Source organism: Qipengyuania rhodophyticola (assembly GCF_042493225.1).
In the GTDB taxonomy this organism is placed as follows: domain Bacteria; phylum Pseudomonadota; class Alphaproteobacteria; order Sphingomonadales; family Sphingomonadaceae; genus Erythrobacter.
This window is the reverse complement of the sequence record NZ_CP170454.1, coordinates 1935982-1950464: the sequence shown is the minus strand read 5'-3', so window position 1 is coordinate 1950464 and position 14483 is coordinate 1935982. Positions and strand designations below refer to the sequence as shown.

The window sequence follows — 14483 nt, the reverse complement described above, 5'->3', positions numbered from 1 at the left end:
CGCCAGCACCGCTGCGTACGGTGTGCGCCCTAAGGCTTCCCATACTGCGAGCGGCGATCCGGTCACTGGGACGGATCGTTCTAAGTATCCTATTGCCGATTGGCTAAACACTCTGCGACCCTGCCAGCTTTCAATTCACTAGCCCCATTAGGATCGAGCTCCTGCAAGGCATCAAAATATGACACGATCTCAGTGCAGTCCAAGTCGGAGTCTCTAGAAAAAAACACCAAATCCCTGAGCCGCTTTTGATCTCCGCGTTGGTGGGCGAGCCGCAACCAGTGCATGAGCGGGCCGATATTATCTTCTACTCCACCGAGTTCGTAATGATTGATGATTGCATCCAAGGCCTCCTTGTCACCCTCAGATGCCTTAGCCTCGACTGCTTCTCTCTCGGATGGTTCGAGATAGTAAATCTCGCCGGTGCTTGAGTACATATCTGGTAGGACATCATCGGCCTCGCTTGTGTCCTTTTGAACCGGCGAGCAAGCCATTAGCTGCAGCGTAAAAAATATCGCCAATTGCGGTGCTTTAACAGCGTCTACCATCATTTACCTCCGCAAAGCTCTTTGCTGACACACTGAGAGCGTCTCTCCCGAATGCGAGTTCCTGTTCGCGGAGTGTCATTTGAGAAAGTCACACGCCCGGTTTTCGCATTGAAGGTCGCCCGGTCCCATGTCTTCGTCACCTTGCCCTTAGAATTGTACTGCAGGAACTGACCCCTCGGGCCTTTGCCGTCACGAGTTTGGGAGACATAAAGACTGACTTTCCCGTTATACGTGTCTGGTCGATATCCCTTTCTAGCGGATGGGAACATTACGAAGCCGTTGGCTGCGATGACGGTTGATTTCGAAGCAATCGCAAAGTCGCGGGCGTAGTCGCCCTTTGCACAATTGCAGGAACCAAGGAAGGCGGTCATCCCTTCTCTCAATCCGTTTCTTCGAGCTTCAGATGCTAGCTGGGTGGGTGTCAGCACTTGTCCGCTGCCATTATCGCGATTGTCCCTAATGCCGCCTGCACTTCCGTGACCCGTAATAGTGAACACAGAGTCATCCTCGCCATTCGGCTCAAATGCCCAACCAGCTAGCCAAAGTGTATCGGTTGAGTGGAACAGGTTGAGGTCAGATGTTCCCGTAGGATCAACCTTATTTATCGGATCATTGCCGACCATTGCCAACGCGGACCGTCGCAACCTCACCAAACGCGTTGTAGGTGTATCGTGTTATGGGGCCGACGTCCGTCCAACCAGTAGGACCAGTCTTATCTACTGCTCTCCATTCAGCCGTTTTACGACCTGCAGCATCATAAAGGTAGCGCGTGCCATCCCTATCAGAGGTACCACCGCCCGGTGCAGCTAGCAGCTGTCCACTTGAACCTTTCCGGACATGGTAATCATAAAGAAGGCGACCAGCCTTATCATACCAATACTCTTGGACCTTACCACCAGTAGAATTGCCGGCGTCAAACTCCGCATCTTTGACCCAACGCAAGAAGCCCTTGTCATAACCATAAGTCGTGACCCGATGCGGGGTTGGGCCATTGCCGTACTGAACCGTGCGAGCAAGGTTGCCGAGCCCGTCATATCTATAGTCGACAATGGGCGAGATCGTTGTGCCTTCATAGTCGACGAAGTTTGCCCGCGTTTCGCGCTCCAAGCGTCCAGAAGTGTCGTAAGTGTATCTTACGTCATTATCACCAGGTACGTTAACATTGCCTATTGCCTCGGTCTTGCGGGTAACCTGGCCAAGACCATTATATTGGTAGCGGACCGTTACGCGCGATTGATTGGTCTGTCCTCCGCTGCCGTCGTGAACCTTCAGGTTCCAAAGCACTTCAGTCAGACGGTTGCCCATCTTGTCATACGTGTACTCAATAACGCGCGAACTCGCAGAGCTTGGACTGGCTGGCAGATTGAACGTCGGAGAACCTGAGATCGCGAACGCATACCGTACATAGCGAGTGACGTTACCTGCTCCGTCATAGAGCCACTTTGTCAGGTAGTTTTCACCATCGACCTGCGCGATCTTGCGGTTCAGCGCGTCGTAATAGGCCCAGGTCGTATTGCCCTCTGGATCGGTCGTCTTCACGACATTGCCGTTATCGTCATACTCATAATGCGTATGGAAGTCAGACGCGTTCGCGGCCCATGCAGGGGACGTGCTCGACCCATTGAACGTGCCATTGTGCACGCCTTTCACAGTGCTCTTAATCAGGCGATAGGCGTTATCGTACTCGAACAGCGTTTCACGCATGCCAGAGGTTGAAGGAGCAGGCACAATTTGGGCGGCTTCTTCTTCGGACCCACCATCTGCGAGTACTGTAACGGCAGTCGCATAGACCTTGATATTGGTGACATTGCCGACTTCATCATAGGTATATGCAGTATACGTTCCGACCGGGCTGATTTCGACAGTCACGCGGTCCAGATCATCATAGAAATAGATCGTGCGTCCACCAGTCGCATCGGTGCTGCGGGTCAGATTACCGCGCCCATCATAAGCGAAGGTGTTGAAGGCCGTCTGGCCGTGCGCCGCCGGAATAGTCTCTTTGATCAGACGATTGGCACGGTCATATTCGTAATATGTGTTAATGCGTTCAGCGAGGCCATATGCCTCTACCTTTCGGGTCACATTCCCGTGGGCATCGTAGTCGTAAATGTTCCGGTAGTATCCATTCGCAGCAACATTGCCGCTGGCGTTATGGACTGTTGTATCGACCCATTCATGGGTCGTTCGGCCAAGCTTATCGATCGTGTAGGTCGTCTGCCCACCCAACTTATTGGTGACACGGGTTCGCTCTCCAAAGCTGTTATACTGATAGCTCTCGACATGTCCTTCTGCATCAGTCGTGGAGGTCACCTGACCATGCTTGTTATAGGCAAAACTAGTCACTGCACCGCGCGGATCGGTGACGGTCGCAATCTCGCCAAAGCGAGTATAGGTGTAGTTCGTATGGTGGCCCAGCGCATCAGTGCTGCGGGTGAGCTGGCCAAGCTTGTTGTAGGTGTTCTCCGTGACAAGAATATTCTTCGCATCCCATGCCTTGGTCACCTCGCCAAAGGCGTTGTATTCATAGGTTAGCGTATTGCCCGCACCATTGGCTTCAGTCAGAACCAAACCGCGCTTGTCATAGGTCGTTCTTGCATCAGTGCTCGTCGCGCCTGATCCGTAAACTACGCGCGTTTGACGACCTGGACCGTCGTACTCAAACCGAGTGATGCTGACTTCACTTTCGCCGCTTGCATCGTCCTGACGTGTAAGGCGGCCCGCATTGTCATAATAATAGAAAGTGGTAGATCGATCAGAATCACCGCCTGCTCCGGTGCCGTGGGCACCATGCTCACCGGTAAAGGTGTATCCCAGTTGGCCATTCGCCCGGTAACCATAGACCGTTTCCACGCCAACAGCATCGAACTCAGACCATAACCGACCTCCGGTATCGTAGCGCGAAATGTGCCCGCTGTAATTCGTGCCGGCATTCGCTGCGAGCGTCACGACTTGCTGAATGGTGGTGCTGTCGCTGACTGTGACCTTGGTGTCATAGCGACGCTGCTCAGTGACCTGGCCCGCCGTGTTGTAGAGATAGCTCGACAGATAGCCTTCGGCATCAACGCTAAAGCGGAGATTGCCGCGTGCATCATACCAATTGCGGCTTGTGCGATCACCAGCGACTGCCTTGATCAGATTGCCAGCATTGTCATAGGTAAAGTACGTCGTCAGCCCCAGCGCATCGGTGGTGCTAGATAGCTGCCCAAAGGCATTATACGTGTTGGTTGTGATCCGGTCGTTGGAATTTGATGCGACGGCATCATAGACACCGCGGAAGGTCCAGCTTGAGTGACCACCGGGAAGCGGCGTCGCTCGCTCAATCGTGCGCAGAAGTTTGCCAGCCGTGTTGTATTCATACGCAGTGACGTGATTGGAGCTATTGATCGTAAAGCGCAGCTGACCCTGGTGATCATAGACCGAACGGACATAGCGATTGTTGCTATTGGAAATACCTGCGGAGGTGCGCAGTTGATTGAACGTGCCACTCGTCCGCAAGCTTGAGCCAGCCTTGTTCGCAAAGGCAATCTCAACCGTTCTGCGCCCAGCCGCATCATAGGTGTATTCGCTCAGATAGCCTTCGCTATCGAGCATGCCGCGCACATTGCCATCGCGATCATAGAAGGTGCGGGTCACCGCGTCTTGTGCATGGCCGCTGACTGTCACCGGGTTGGTGGGCGGGTTGGTGTACCAGCTTGTGGGAACAGCAACTTTGTTAATGAAAAGCCGCTCACTGATCAGCCTATCGGACTGGTCATACGTGTAATTGACCACCTCGCCTTCGCCATTGATACGCTGGACAACCCGGCCGCTATCGTCATAAATGGTGAAGCTGCGCACATCATAGCCATGCGCGGCCAGGCGAATATCGCTCATCTCGAGGGAATTGTCCGGGTTGTCGAGCTGCGACAGCATTACCGAGCCGACCGCGTTAGTGTAATTGATGGTCGATATGATGCGGCTTTGGCTGTCGTAGAAATACTCGGTCAGCCAGCCCCCCGGAGCGACTTCACCGACCATCCGGCCAGCCTTGTCATAGATGAAATAGGTCGGCCCGCGTCCGTCAAACTGATCATGCGACACGCGCAGACGGCCCTGCCGATCATACTTGTTCTGTGTCTCGGCAGTGAACGAAAGCGACGCGTCAGTTGTGGTCTTGGTAACCCGCGGATCGGACAAGATGACGCTCGTGTTCGCGGCGACTTGGCCCGTGCCTCCAACGTAAAAATATGCGCCAGCAGACTGGGCATTTTCAAACGTGCGGGTGATTTCCAAAGTGACGCTTTGCCCAGCAGCCAGTCCTTCGATTTGCCACTGACCACCAGAAACTTGCGTGAGTTTGCCCGGCCCACTGATTATGGTTCCCTGCGATAGGGTGTCCTTGTTGCCCCAACCATCCGTTGGCCCATAGAGACCTAAACGGTGCATGGTCGTAAATCCATCGCCGGTTACAGTGATGCGATATCGAACCGTTTCACCGGCCGCGACGGTATATCCCCGGCTCACTCCACCATAGTAGCCCGCCTCATCGACATTGTATTTATATGCAGGCTTGCCATTTACGTTCGCGGCGGTCGTTCGAGAAGCACGCCAATGGCCGAAATTAGTCATCGCCGGTGCGAGATTAGCGCCATAGGTCTCAAGCGAACTGTCGGTGCTGGAAACCAAATCACCAGACTTGTTATACGTCATGGTGCGCGTCAGCCCGCTGGCCATCTGCATCACGGTGCTGCTGTTCGCATCGTCGAAATAGACGCTCGTGACAGAACCCGCCGCGTCAGACGAGCTCACCAAACGACCTAGCCCGTCATATACAAACTGCTCTTTGCCATTCTCTCCTTGATTATAGCGTGTGAGCAGGCGACCTTCTTGATCGTAGACATAGTAGGTCCGGGAATGACCGTAGCCGCTTGCTCCAGTCCCAGCGCCAGCGGAGTTCGCTCCGCCGTATCGTGTCGTTGAAGTGCGATTTCCACGCGCATCATAGCCATGCGTTGTGTGCTCGACCAAGCTCTTGTTGCTTAGGCCATCGCGCCAGCTGTTCAGCTGCGCTTCGGTAATGACAGCTTGCGAGCCGGTGAACTTGTCGTTGATGTAATCCTTCTGGGAAACAAGCCAGCCGAGCGAGCTGTAGCCATATTCGCTAACCCGACCATCAGCGCTCACGCTATACCGTAAATGACCCTCGCCATCATACGCATAACGCGTGGTCAGCTCTTGGCCTGCGCCGCGCAGGATCGTGACATCTGGCCCTGCAATTTTTAGCTGTGAGCCATCGCGATAACCGCCGGGATGATCGATGTAAATGTATGCAGCCATTCCAGCCGTTGATGTGGCCTTGCGTGTTACCTGAATACGCGTTGCCTCGGTGGTGGAAAGGCCGTCAACACGCCAAAACGCTCCACCCAGCTGCACAAGCTGGCCTGGGCCGGACAGTATTTTGGCCTCTCCGATACCAATTGGGCCCCAATTGCCTTCATGGTGCAAACCCAATGATTGGGAAGTGATCTCTCCTACCCCTTGTAGACTGACCTCAAGGCTGGCTGTATCGCCTGTCTGAACAGAGAACCCCTGGGCTACCGCAGCCCAACCACCAGTTCCGGTGTAGATTTTCGCAGATCGCCCGTCGATCTCTCCATCTGCGACAGAAGTGTAGTTACCACCGCCCCAAGTTCCGATCTCAGTTGCCCAAGATCCGATCTCAGTTGGTACTACATTATTTAGTTGCGTAGTGTTTTCGCTGGTGCCGTACTCGGTTTCGGAAATGAGCAAGTTTTCAGAGTTGTAAGTGCGTGTGGTGACATTTCCGAGCGGGTCAACCGTGGCGATCAGGTTCCCGCGATCATCATAGGTGTAATGGGTCTGAACACCGCTTTCATCGTAGACGACACCGAAGGGGTTCGCACTGTCGGCCGCCAGTTGCGATGGATCTAACTCAACGACCTCAGGTGCTAGGAAGTCAGTCGACCAGCCGTGATCACTTTCGTTATAGTATGTGAAAAACCGTGCAAATGTTTCATCGCTTGAGCGATCTTCAGACCAGCGGTAATTCGTAGTGTCGTATATCTTCGTGCCGGTCTCAGCATCGTAAATGCCGCCATACAAATTTCCAGCAAGGTTCGCACTGCCCTCCGGCAATACATACCCTACAACCTTATACCACTTACCTTCCTGCAGGCCGATCGCCTGTTGCGAGGCGGCCGGCAAAGCCATGAAATAGGGATTGGTATTTTCAGCACCGCTGACTGCGTTCTTTACGCCGCTTTGAAGGCCAAAATATAGGCTATGCTTGGTCAGATCTTCTTTACGAACATACTGCGTGAACTTGTAAGCCTTTGTCGCGTCGATAGTGAAGTTGTTCGTATATGATCCGCCACCGTCATAGCCGCCATCAAACTGTCCGGTTTCCAGCCCAATCTGCCGAGCACCGTCTGGTCCATCGACCGCAGACCAGCGCGCCTCATCGTCATTGGTAGTCCACGCGACACTCCGCCAGCCGACTGTCTGGGGCTGCTCAAACAGCGCACGATCGCGTTCAATATCCAGCCCTGTGTCGCCGCGCATAATCCCGGCCTCATGGACTTGGCGCACCTCAGGCCGGTACCAATGCGTGAATTTGCCCTGCCGATCAGTATTGTAGAAATTGAAGAAGCGTAGATAGGTCGACTCCGCTGCGTTGTCGCCATTCCAGGTAAAATGGCGCATGCCATACAGTTTTTCACCGGTTTCAGTGTCATAGACACCGCCAACCGAACCATAGTCTTCTGCAACCGACCCATCCGGCAGTACATAGCCTACAATCTTCACCCATTTGTCCGCTTCCCAATTCTTGGTGGCACTGGGATGCGCATAGGTAAAATAGGGATTTCCATTTGTGGCGCCGGTGTGGCCATCTTTGACAATCCCGTTCGTACTGAGCCCAAAATAGACGCGGTGCTTATCAAGCTCGCTAGCCTTTACATAAATTGTAAACTCATAGGCTTGCGTCTTGTCGACCAGAAAATTCGAACTGATAGCTCCACCGCCCGATTCGCCATTCTGGCCAGTTTGCCCGGTCTTCAAAGAGACAATCGACTGTTCATAGGGACCTGTGGTCTTCGCCCATTCGGTCTCGGCCCCAGAGTAAAGGCCAAACCCTTGACCAGCTCCAACACTCCCCGCCGCTGGCAGGGTTCCATCACGATCCTGCGGCCAGCCGCTATCGTCGACCAGATTGTCACCGCGCAGCGCCGCTTCGCCGTCAGCCCAGCCTGCCGCCTTGACGAGGTTCTGCGGGACAGTGCCGTTCTCCGCATCCGTCTCAATCGTACGGATCAGATTGCCATCATCATCATATTCAAACTGCTGAACAATGGCTGGACCTCCCGTGTTCACCGGCGGACTCAGCAGCTGCACCAGCTGGCCTTTGTTGTCATACCAAAGCTTGGTGATGGTGCCATCAGCTGCTGTGACACTCGTCACATTGACTCCGTAGCCAATCCGGGTCGCGCGCACGTCACCATCACCGACATGCTCAGTAAGCTGCGTCACACGGCCCGCGGCATCATATTGAATGTCAGTGCGCGAGCCATCGGTCTGCGTCACCCGCGTTACGCGGCCTGCGGAATCGTATAGGTAGCTGATCGTATAAGCATGCCCATCGGCCGTGCCCGCCACTTCAGGCGACAAGTCGACAGTAACGGTCGCGAGGCGGCCGCTGCCATCATAGGCATAGTAAGTACCGATTTCGATCCGGCGTTCGCCCGTCTTGGGATCGTTGAACTCACTCTGGATCGAGGTAAGCTGGTTACCTGACCAGCTATAATTCACTTGCTCCCACGAACCACCGGCGGCGGATGACCACGTTTTGACCCGTGACACAAGATCAGTGCCACCAACGTAGTCATAATAGACCGCATTACCGTCGCGGTCTTGAAGGACGCCCAGACGATACTCGCCGCTATTGTGCGGTGATGCGCCGTAGGTTTCTACCGACTGCGTGTCGCCATCGGTCCACTTATATTGTGAGCCCGTCCACTCGATCTTGTCATGCGACCCTGACCCATCCGTGGTCCAATAGGCCGACACTCCATTGCGGGTCCCGTATGCGTACGTGACAACCGAACCATCGCCCGACTGCCGCTTGATTGTCGATCCAGCCGTGTTGACCGTGCCCGTCAGCCCAAACACCCGGCGTGTGCTCGACAGCTGCCATTGGTCGCCATTGTCACGGTCACTAACCTCAGCAAGCGAGTTATAGGTGCGCGAAATACCGATATCGTGACCGCGTCCTGTGAGAAATTCATCCCGCCGCGAAATAACCAGATTGCCAGTTGCTGCATTAACCGAGAGACCTTCGCCCCCCGTCCCGTCGCTGATCCGCCAAGCGTTCCACTGGCTCCAAGCGTCGTAGCCGAACTCTTAGCTAGCCCTGCACCGAGGCCCGTAAAAATCGCGGTCATGTAAGATCCCATCCCTGATCAGACGGAATACAAGCACGCTCCGTCATACTCTCAGTCAGCCGATGCTTGCGATAGTTTAGGGTTTTATGTGGCTCCGAGACGAAAAATTGGCGCAGAACTCGGTTGAGATACTTTTACTCTGTTTTACTCAAATTCACGTCGCTCGAGTCGCATTCACTCTCCATTTTGCGATCAAAGGTCTATTTCCGAAAATAGAGAGCCCAAATATCCTCTAATTGCACACAGCTTTTCCACAGGCCGCCGTAATGATACTCAATTGTATCACAGCGACATTTTCATTAGTAAGTATTCGATGCATTTACTCGGCAGAGCCGACTAATTCCGCTTAATCTTTCGCAGGCATCACTTCCTCGAAAGCCAGTCCAATTATTCGATTCAACACTCCCGCAAGAACAAATTTTAGTTTTTCGCCAGTTGACGATTTCAGAACAATAGGTTTTCTCTGGATCCGAAATTAATTGGTCGGCAGGGGGTCGAACGATGGGGTTGCATGAAACCGCAGCCGCCACCTTATTAGGCGGTGAGCGGCGAATAGAGACGGCTGCGCGTAACGTAACAAACGCGAACACACCGGGCTACAAACGCGAAATAGCGTATTCGGAAATAGCCGAGCCAAATACTTCGAATAATATGCCATCCAACGCAGTTCCGACTGTTTCGTCGACTACAATGGCAAATCAAGGTGTGCTGCTCGACACCGGAAATCTCTTGGATGTGGCCATAAACGGTCCCGGCCTCATGCTGGTGCGAGACGGCGAGCGGTTCGCTTTCTCGCGCGGCGGCAATTTGGGAATAGGCAACGAGGGCATCTTAGTCGACGCACTTGGCCGCGCTGTTCAGCGTGCTGGCGGAGGCGATCTGGAACTGACCAATGCGGCGGTTGAAATCCTCGCAGACGGCACTGTGCTTGACGGCGATGTTCCCATTGGAACGATTGGCATGTTTGAGGCCGGTGATCTCGACACCAAGAGCTCTATTAGCGCCACGCAGCGCGATGCGTTGCTTGAGGCTGATGCCAGCGAGTTCAAACAGGGCATGATCGAGCGGTCAAACGTCACCCTATCAGATGAAATGGTCGAGCTGATGCGCACACAGCGTCAAGTCGAGAGCGGCGCTCAACTTGTGCGCGCCTACGACCAATTGATGAGCCAGGCGATTTCAACATTTAGCAGGAGCGGGTCATGAACGGAGCATTTGAAATCGGCGCGGTGTCTCTCAAGACGCAGCAGCGTGCCTTGGAAACGATTGCTAACAACATCGCGAATATCAACACGCCCGCTTTCAAACGAGCAGAAGTGCAATTCGCTGAGATTGTAACGAGCAACACAGATGCCGTGACCGAAAACGAACGAGTGGCGCGTGAAGCGGCAACCCTGAACGGCGGTGTGCGGATGGCGACGCGCGCGATGATGTCGGAGCTTGGTGAACTTCGCACGACTGGCTCTGCGATGGACATCGCGATCGAAGGCCAAGGCTTCATTGAGCTGATGGGACCAAATGGCGAGAACGTACTGTGGCGCGGCGGCCGATTGGAGGTGGACCGCGACGGCTATCTGGCGGCAGCAGGCGGAACCGCTTTGCGGTCGCTGATCGCAGTACCTGATGACGTGACAGAGCTGACGATTGATCGCGACGGCGTGATCCGCGGTGCCGGTAATGACGGCGATCAGGTCGAGCTTGGCCAGATCATGTTGGTTCGCCCAGAAAGCGAAACCGAGCTGGAGCCACTAGGCGGCGGATTGTACCGCCTCGCCGATGGTGCCCGAGCAATTGACGCGGTGCCGGGCGAAGACGGGGTTGGTGCAATTCGCCAAGGAGTGCTCGAAGGCTCCAATGTCGAAATGACCGCGGCCATGGTCGAGATGCTGGTGTTGCAGCGGGCCTATGCCGCGAGCGCGCAAGTTATTCAGGCTGCCGACCAAGTCTCCTCCATCACAAATAATCTGAAGCGATAGGGACGTCAGCACGTGTCAATCGCACTCGCACTACTGGCCGCGAGCACGCCGCAAGCTGCGCAACTCCCGCAGATCGCTCTACACGATCGCAACATTCGCGCAGGTGATCTCGCCGTGATTGCAGGCCGAGAAGATGCAGTTCTCGCGGCGCTGCCAAAGGGTCAAGACACGGTTAAGATTGACGTAGAAGCCGCGCGGCGTTTGTTGACCAATCGCCTGCCCGGTTCGGCATTTACTTTGCGCTTTTCGTCAAGCGTCACGTTAGCTGCGCCAGCACAAAGCCCGCGCAACGGCACCTGCTTTGCCGCGCACAACGACATCAATTCCGGCGCTCTGGTCATGGAGGCAGATGTCCGCGAAACTGCGTGCAGCGATGAAAAGCGCGCCGCTGGCCTTGCCTACGACCGTAATCGCAAGGCTCCGATGGCGAAGCGGGGGATCAGTTCGGGCGCATATCTTGGACAAGTCAAACCTGCGCGCGAAGCTGTCACAGGCAAAGGCTCGCGTGTCACATTCCGTACAGCTGCAGGTCCTGTGATGATCGAACGCAGCGTCGAAGTGCTCCAGCCAGCACGCGCCGGAGAGCGAGTTTTCGCGCGCACCGAAGATGGCGAAGTCATTTCCGCACCGCTTATCGGAGATCAGGAGACACCCGAATGAAGGCTTTCCGAAACCAAATTTTGGCTACTGGTATTACAGCTCTTATAGCCGCACCGGCTGCGGCAGATCAGCTCTACAAGGGTGATCGCTGGGCCGGTGTCGCCAGTGACAATAAGGCGAGCCAAGTCGGCGACATCGTCACAATCATCATTTTCGAAACGGCAAGCGCCACCAATCGCGTGGGCACCCGCTCGGGAAAAGACACCTCGCTCAATGGCGGATTTTCTGCCGGTAGTGTCGATGAAAGTCTAAGCCTCGGCTTTGACAGCAGCTATCGCGGGATCGGTGAGACCGAACGCTCGGACCGCTTTGTTGCGAGCATGGCCGCTCAGGTCGTCGAAGTTCTACCGAATGGCGATTTGCTCGTCGTCGGTCAGCAAAACATGCTGGTCAATGGAGAGAAACGCGACATTCAGATTCGCGGCCAAGTGCGCGCGGTTGATGTGTCGCCAAACAACACGGTTGCATCCAGCCGTCTGGCGAATGCCCAAATCAATTACGATGGCAAAGGCTATGTCACCCGGAGTGCCAAGCCTGGCCTGATCAATCGTATCTTCAGCTTTTTGGGGATCGGCTAATGCGCGTTCTTTTCGCAATCTTGCTTGTGATTGCCACTTTACTTCCGTCAACTGCAGCGCTGGCACAAGATGTCCCAATCAAAGGTCTGGGCCGCTTTGATGGCTGGCGTGAAAACTCGCTGATCGGTTACGGATTGGTCACTGGTCTTGCTGGCACCGGAGACACCCGCCGTAGCGAAGTGACACGTCAGGCGTTGCGCAACGTCCTGTCGCGGCTTGGCACGACAGTCACCGAAGACCAAATTAACAGCCGCAATGTTGCGGTTGTTATCGTCACGGCCACCCTACCCCCATCCGCAAATTCCGGTGACCGGATCGATGCGGTTGTATCCTCGATCGGGGATGCCCGATCACTTGCGGGCGGCACGTTGCTGATGACGCCATTGATGGGGCCGAACCAACAACCCTACGCACTGGCGCAAGGTTCTCTGACGGTTGGCGGCTATGCCTTTGAGGCGGAACTTGAGAGGCAACAGCGCAACTTCCCGACTACTGGCGTGCTTCCAGACGGGGCAACAATCGAGTTTCCCGTTGATGCGCAAATTCTCAAGGAGAATGGTGAGATCTCGTTCCTGCTGAGCGAGGCGAGCTTCACAACAGCCGAACGCATTTCGCGGACCATCAACGCCTCGCAAGGCCGCGAGCTGGCCTATGTTAAGAACGCGGATGAAGTGGTGATCCGTTATCCGGGTTCACCCGCCATGCTCTCCGCCTTTGTGTCACGGCTCGAGAACCTCCGGGTCAATCCCGACAGCGTTCCGCGCATTGTGATCAATGAACGCACCGGCACGATTGTCGCTGGCTCAGATGTGCGCATCTCCAGCGTGGTAGTCAGCCAGGGCGACATCAAAGTAACCGTTCAGAGCGAGAATTTCGACAGTCAGCCGAGCTTCGTGTCAGGCTTCGCCAACGATGTATCAAGCCTCGTCGTGACCAATGTCGATCTCGAGGTTGAGGAAGGCGTGAACGACACTGTCGCCACTTTCCCCAACACGACCGTCGCCTCGCTGGTCGAAGGGCTCGCGCGATCACGCGTCGGCACCCGGCGGATCATTTCCATTCTTCAGGCGGTCAAAGCTGCAGGCGCTCTGCATGCTGAGATCGTCGTTCAATAGCGCCGCACGCAAGGAGCCGTTTGCAATGTCTGAAGTCTCGCAAATCCTCACAATTAAAGCGATGGACGCACTGGCTTTGCGCCAATCAGCCATTGCTGAGAACATCGCCAATTCTGGGTCGCAAAACTACGCCTTGAAGTCAGTCGATTTCGAGGCGGAACTGCGCAGGGCAGCCGAGTCTGGACCTGATGCGATCCGCAAATTTGTCGCTAAGATCGAGACCTCAGGGCCAATGCAATCAGGTGATGAAATTCGGCTGGATCTCGAGATGCAAAGCGCATCAGCCACGGCCATGCGGTATGCCGCGCTCAGCGATCTTCTCAATCGACAAATGCAATTAGCACGCACTGCCGTGCGCGGAGGCCAGTAATCATGGAAGCAATGGAAATCAGCCGCAGCGGACTCAATGTCGAGTGGCAGCGTCTGCAAATCATCGCGGCGAACATCGCCAACATGAACACCACGCGAACGGCAGGCGGCGGAGCATATGAGGCTCGGCGGCTGGTGAGCGGGCCAGTCGAAGGCTTCAACCAATTGGTCCAGGGTGCGACCAATGGGACAACCAATGATCGCCCTGAAAAAGGCGTCATGGTTTACCAGATTGCGACCAACAATGCCGGCACCAAGCAGGTCTATGACCCGAACCATCCCCACGCGGATGAAACCGGTTTGGTGACCGTTCCGGCCGTCAGCCAAGCCGAAGAGATGGCGCTGATGATCAAGACCCAGCGTTCTTACGAAGCCAATCTCGTTGCTCTCTCAGCAGCGCAGCAAATGTACTCCGCAGCACTGCGGGTGGGACGGCAATCATGAATGAGATCGCAGCCATAGGTGCGTTGGGCGAGGCTGGTGCGACGGCGCAGCCTGCTGCCACCAACCAAATTCAATCTTTGACCGAGAGCATCCCCAACGCGCTCTCAACCGTGCCGCAAAAGACGGAAGCCGAGTTCTCGTCGATGATTGCCGATAGTCTTGCGAAAATGGACTCTAAGGTCGCACATGCAGACAAGATGGTCACCCAGTTCGCCGTCGACGGAAGCACGCCAATTCACCAGGTGACTATCGCTTTGGAAGAAGCACGGCTCTCGGTGGAGCTAGCGATGCAAGTGCGTCAGCGCTTCGTCGAGGGATACCGCCAACTCATGAACATGCAGCTTTGACGAGACAGGCC

Annotated in this window: 10 protein-coding genes; 8 read left to right on the top strand and 2 right to left on the bottom strand. The window is 55.2% G+C overall.

Annotation, left to right across the window (positions count from 1 at the left end):
• Window positions 1-89: 89 nt before the first annotated feature.
• Complete coding sequence (locus ACFCXQ_RS09320) at window positions 90-548, bottom strand: hypothetical protein (RefSeq protein WP_379549956.1); 459 nt, start codon at window positions 546-548, stop codon at window positions 90-92.
• 606 nt (window positions 549-1154) lie between these two features.
• On the bottom strand, window positions 1155-8711 hold the full coding sequence (locus ACFCXQ_RS09315) for a hypothetical protein (protein WP_379549954.1): 7557 nt from the start codon (window positions 8709-8711) through the stop codon (window positions 1155-1157).
• Between the two features lie 773 nt (window positions 8712-9484).
• Between ACFCXQ_RS09315 and ACFCXQ_RS09310 the strand changes: the two genes are divergently transcribed.
• The 8 genes from ACFCXQ_RS09310 to fliE are packed head-to-tail and all read left to right on the top strand — an operon-like array spanning window position 9485 to window position 14472.
• On the top strand, window positions 9485-10189 hold the full coding sequence (locus tag ACFCXQ_RS09310) for a flagellar hook-basal body complex protein (protein WP_379549953.1): 705 nt from the start codon (window positions 9485-9487) through the stop codon (window positions 10187-10189).
• Complete coding sequence (locus ACFCXQ_RS09305; protein ID WP_379549951.1) at window positions 10186-10959, top strand: flagellar hook-basal body protein; 774 nt, start codon at window positions 10186-10188, stop codon at window positions 10957-10959. The genes ACFCXQ_RS09310 and ACFCXQ_RS09305 overlap by 4 nt, the downstream gene beginning before the upstream one ends.
• A 12-nt stretch (window positions 10960-10971) precedes the next feature.
• The gene (locus tag ACFCXQ_RS09300; RefSeq protein ID WP_379549949.1) at window positions 10972-11619 is read left to right on the top strand and encodes a hypothetical protein; all 648 of its coding nucleotides are present in this window, start codon (window positions 10972-10974) and stop codon (window positions 11617-11619) included.
• Window positions 11616-12197 (top strand): flagellar basal body L-ring protein FlgH, encoded by a 582-nt coding sequence (locus ACFCXQ_RS09295; RefSeq protein WP_379549948.1) that lies wholly within the window; start codon window positions 11616-11618, stop codon window positions 12195-12197. Before ACFCXQ_RS09300 ends, ACFCXQ_RS09295 begins: the two co-directional genes overlap by 4 nt.
• The gene (flgI, locus tag ACFCXQ_RS09290) at window positions 12197-13312 is read left to right on the top strand and encodes a flagellar basal body P-ring protein FlgI (protein WP_379549946.1); all 1116 of its coding nucleotides are present in this window, start codon (window positions 12197-12199) and stop codon (window positions 13310-13312) included. The genes ACFCXQ_RS09295 and flgI overlap by 1 nt, the downstream gene beginning before the upstream one ends.
• A gap of 25 nt (window positions 13313-13337) precedes the next feature.
• Window positions 13338-13682 (top strand): flagellar basal body rod protein FlgB, encoded by a 345-nt coding sequence (locus tag ACFCXQ_RS09285; RefSeq protein ID WP_379549944.1) that lies wholly within the window; start codon window positions 13338-13340, stop codon window positions 13680-13682.
• Between the two features lie 2 nt (window positions 13683-13684).
• Window positions 13685-14125, top strand: a complete 441-nt coding sequence (gene flgC, locus ACFCXQ_RS09280) for a flagellar basal body rod protein FlgC (protein WP_379549942.1) — start codon at window positions 13685-13687, stop codon at window positions 14123-14125.
• On the top strand, window positions 14122-14472 hold the full coding sequence (gene fliE, locus ACFCXQ_RS09275) for a flagellar hook-basal body complex protein FliE (protein ID WP_379549940.1): 351 nt from the start codon (window positions 14122-14124) through the stop codon (window positions 14470-14472). The genes flgC and fliE overlap by 4 nt, the downstream gene beginning before the upstream one ends.
• Window positions 14473-14483 lie beyond the last annotated feature (11 nt).

Excerpts from the sequence above, each read along its gene's own strand:
- flgI (WP_379549946.1), top strand. The coding sequence starts at position 12,197 with ATGCGCGTTCTTTTCGCAATCTTGCTTGTGATTGCCACTTTACTTCCG.
- ACFCXQ_RS09320 (WP_379549956.1), bottom strand. The coding sequence starts at position 548 with ATGATGGTAGACGCTGTTAAAGCACCGCAATTGGCGATATTTTTTACG.
- ACFCXQ_RS09295 (WP_379549948.1), top strand. The coding sequence starts at position 11,616 with ATGAAGGCTTTCCGAAACCAAATTTTGGCTACTGGTATTACAGCTCTT.
- ACFCXQ_RS09310 (WP_379549953.1), top strand. The coding sequence starts at position 9,485 with ATGGGGTTGCATGAAACCGCAGCCGCCACCTTATTAGGCGGTGAGCGG.
- flgC (WP_379549942.1), top strand. The coding sequence starts at position 13,685 with ATGGAAGCAATGGAAATCAGCCGCAGCGGACTCAATGTCGAGTGGCAG.
- fliE (WP_379549940.1), top strand. The coding sequence starts at position 14,122 with ATGAATGAGATCGCAGCCATAGGTGCGTTGGGCGAGGCTGGTGCGACG.
- ACFCXQ_RS09305 (WP_379549951.1), top strand. The coding sequence starts at position 10,186 with ATGAACGGAGCATTTGAAATCGGCGCGGTGTCTCTCAAGACGCAGCAG.
- ACFCXQ_RS09285 (WP_379549944.1), top strand. The coding sequence starts at position 13,338 with ATGTCTGAAGTCTCGCAAATCCTCACAATTAAAGCGATGGACGCACTG.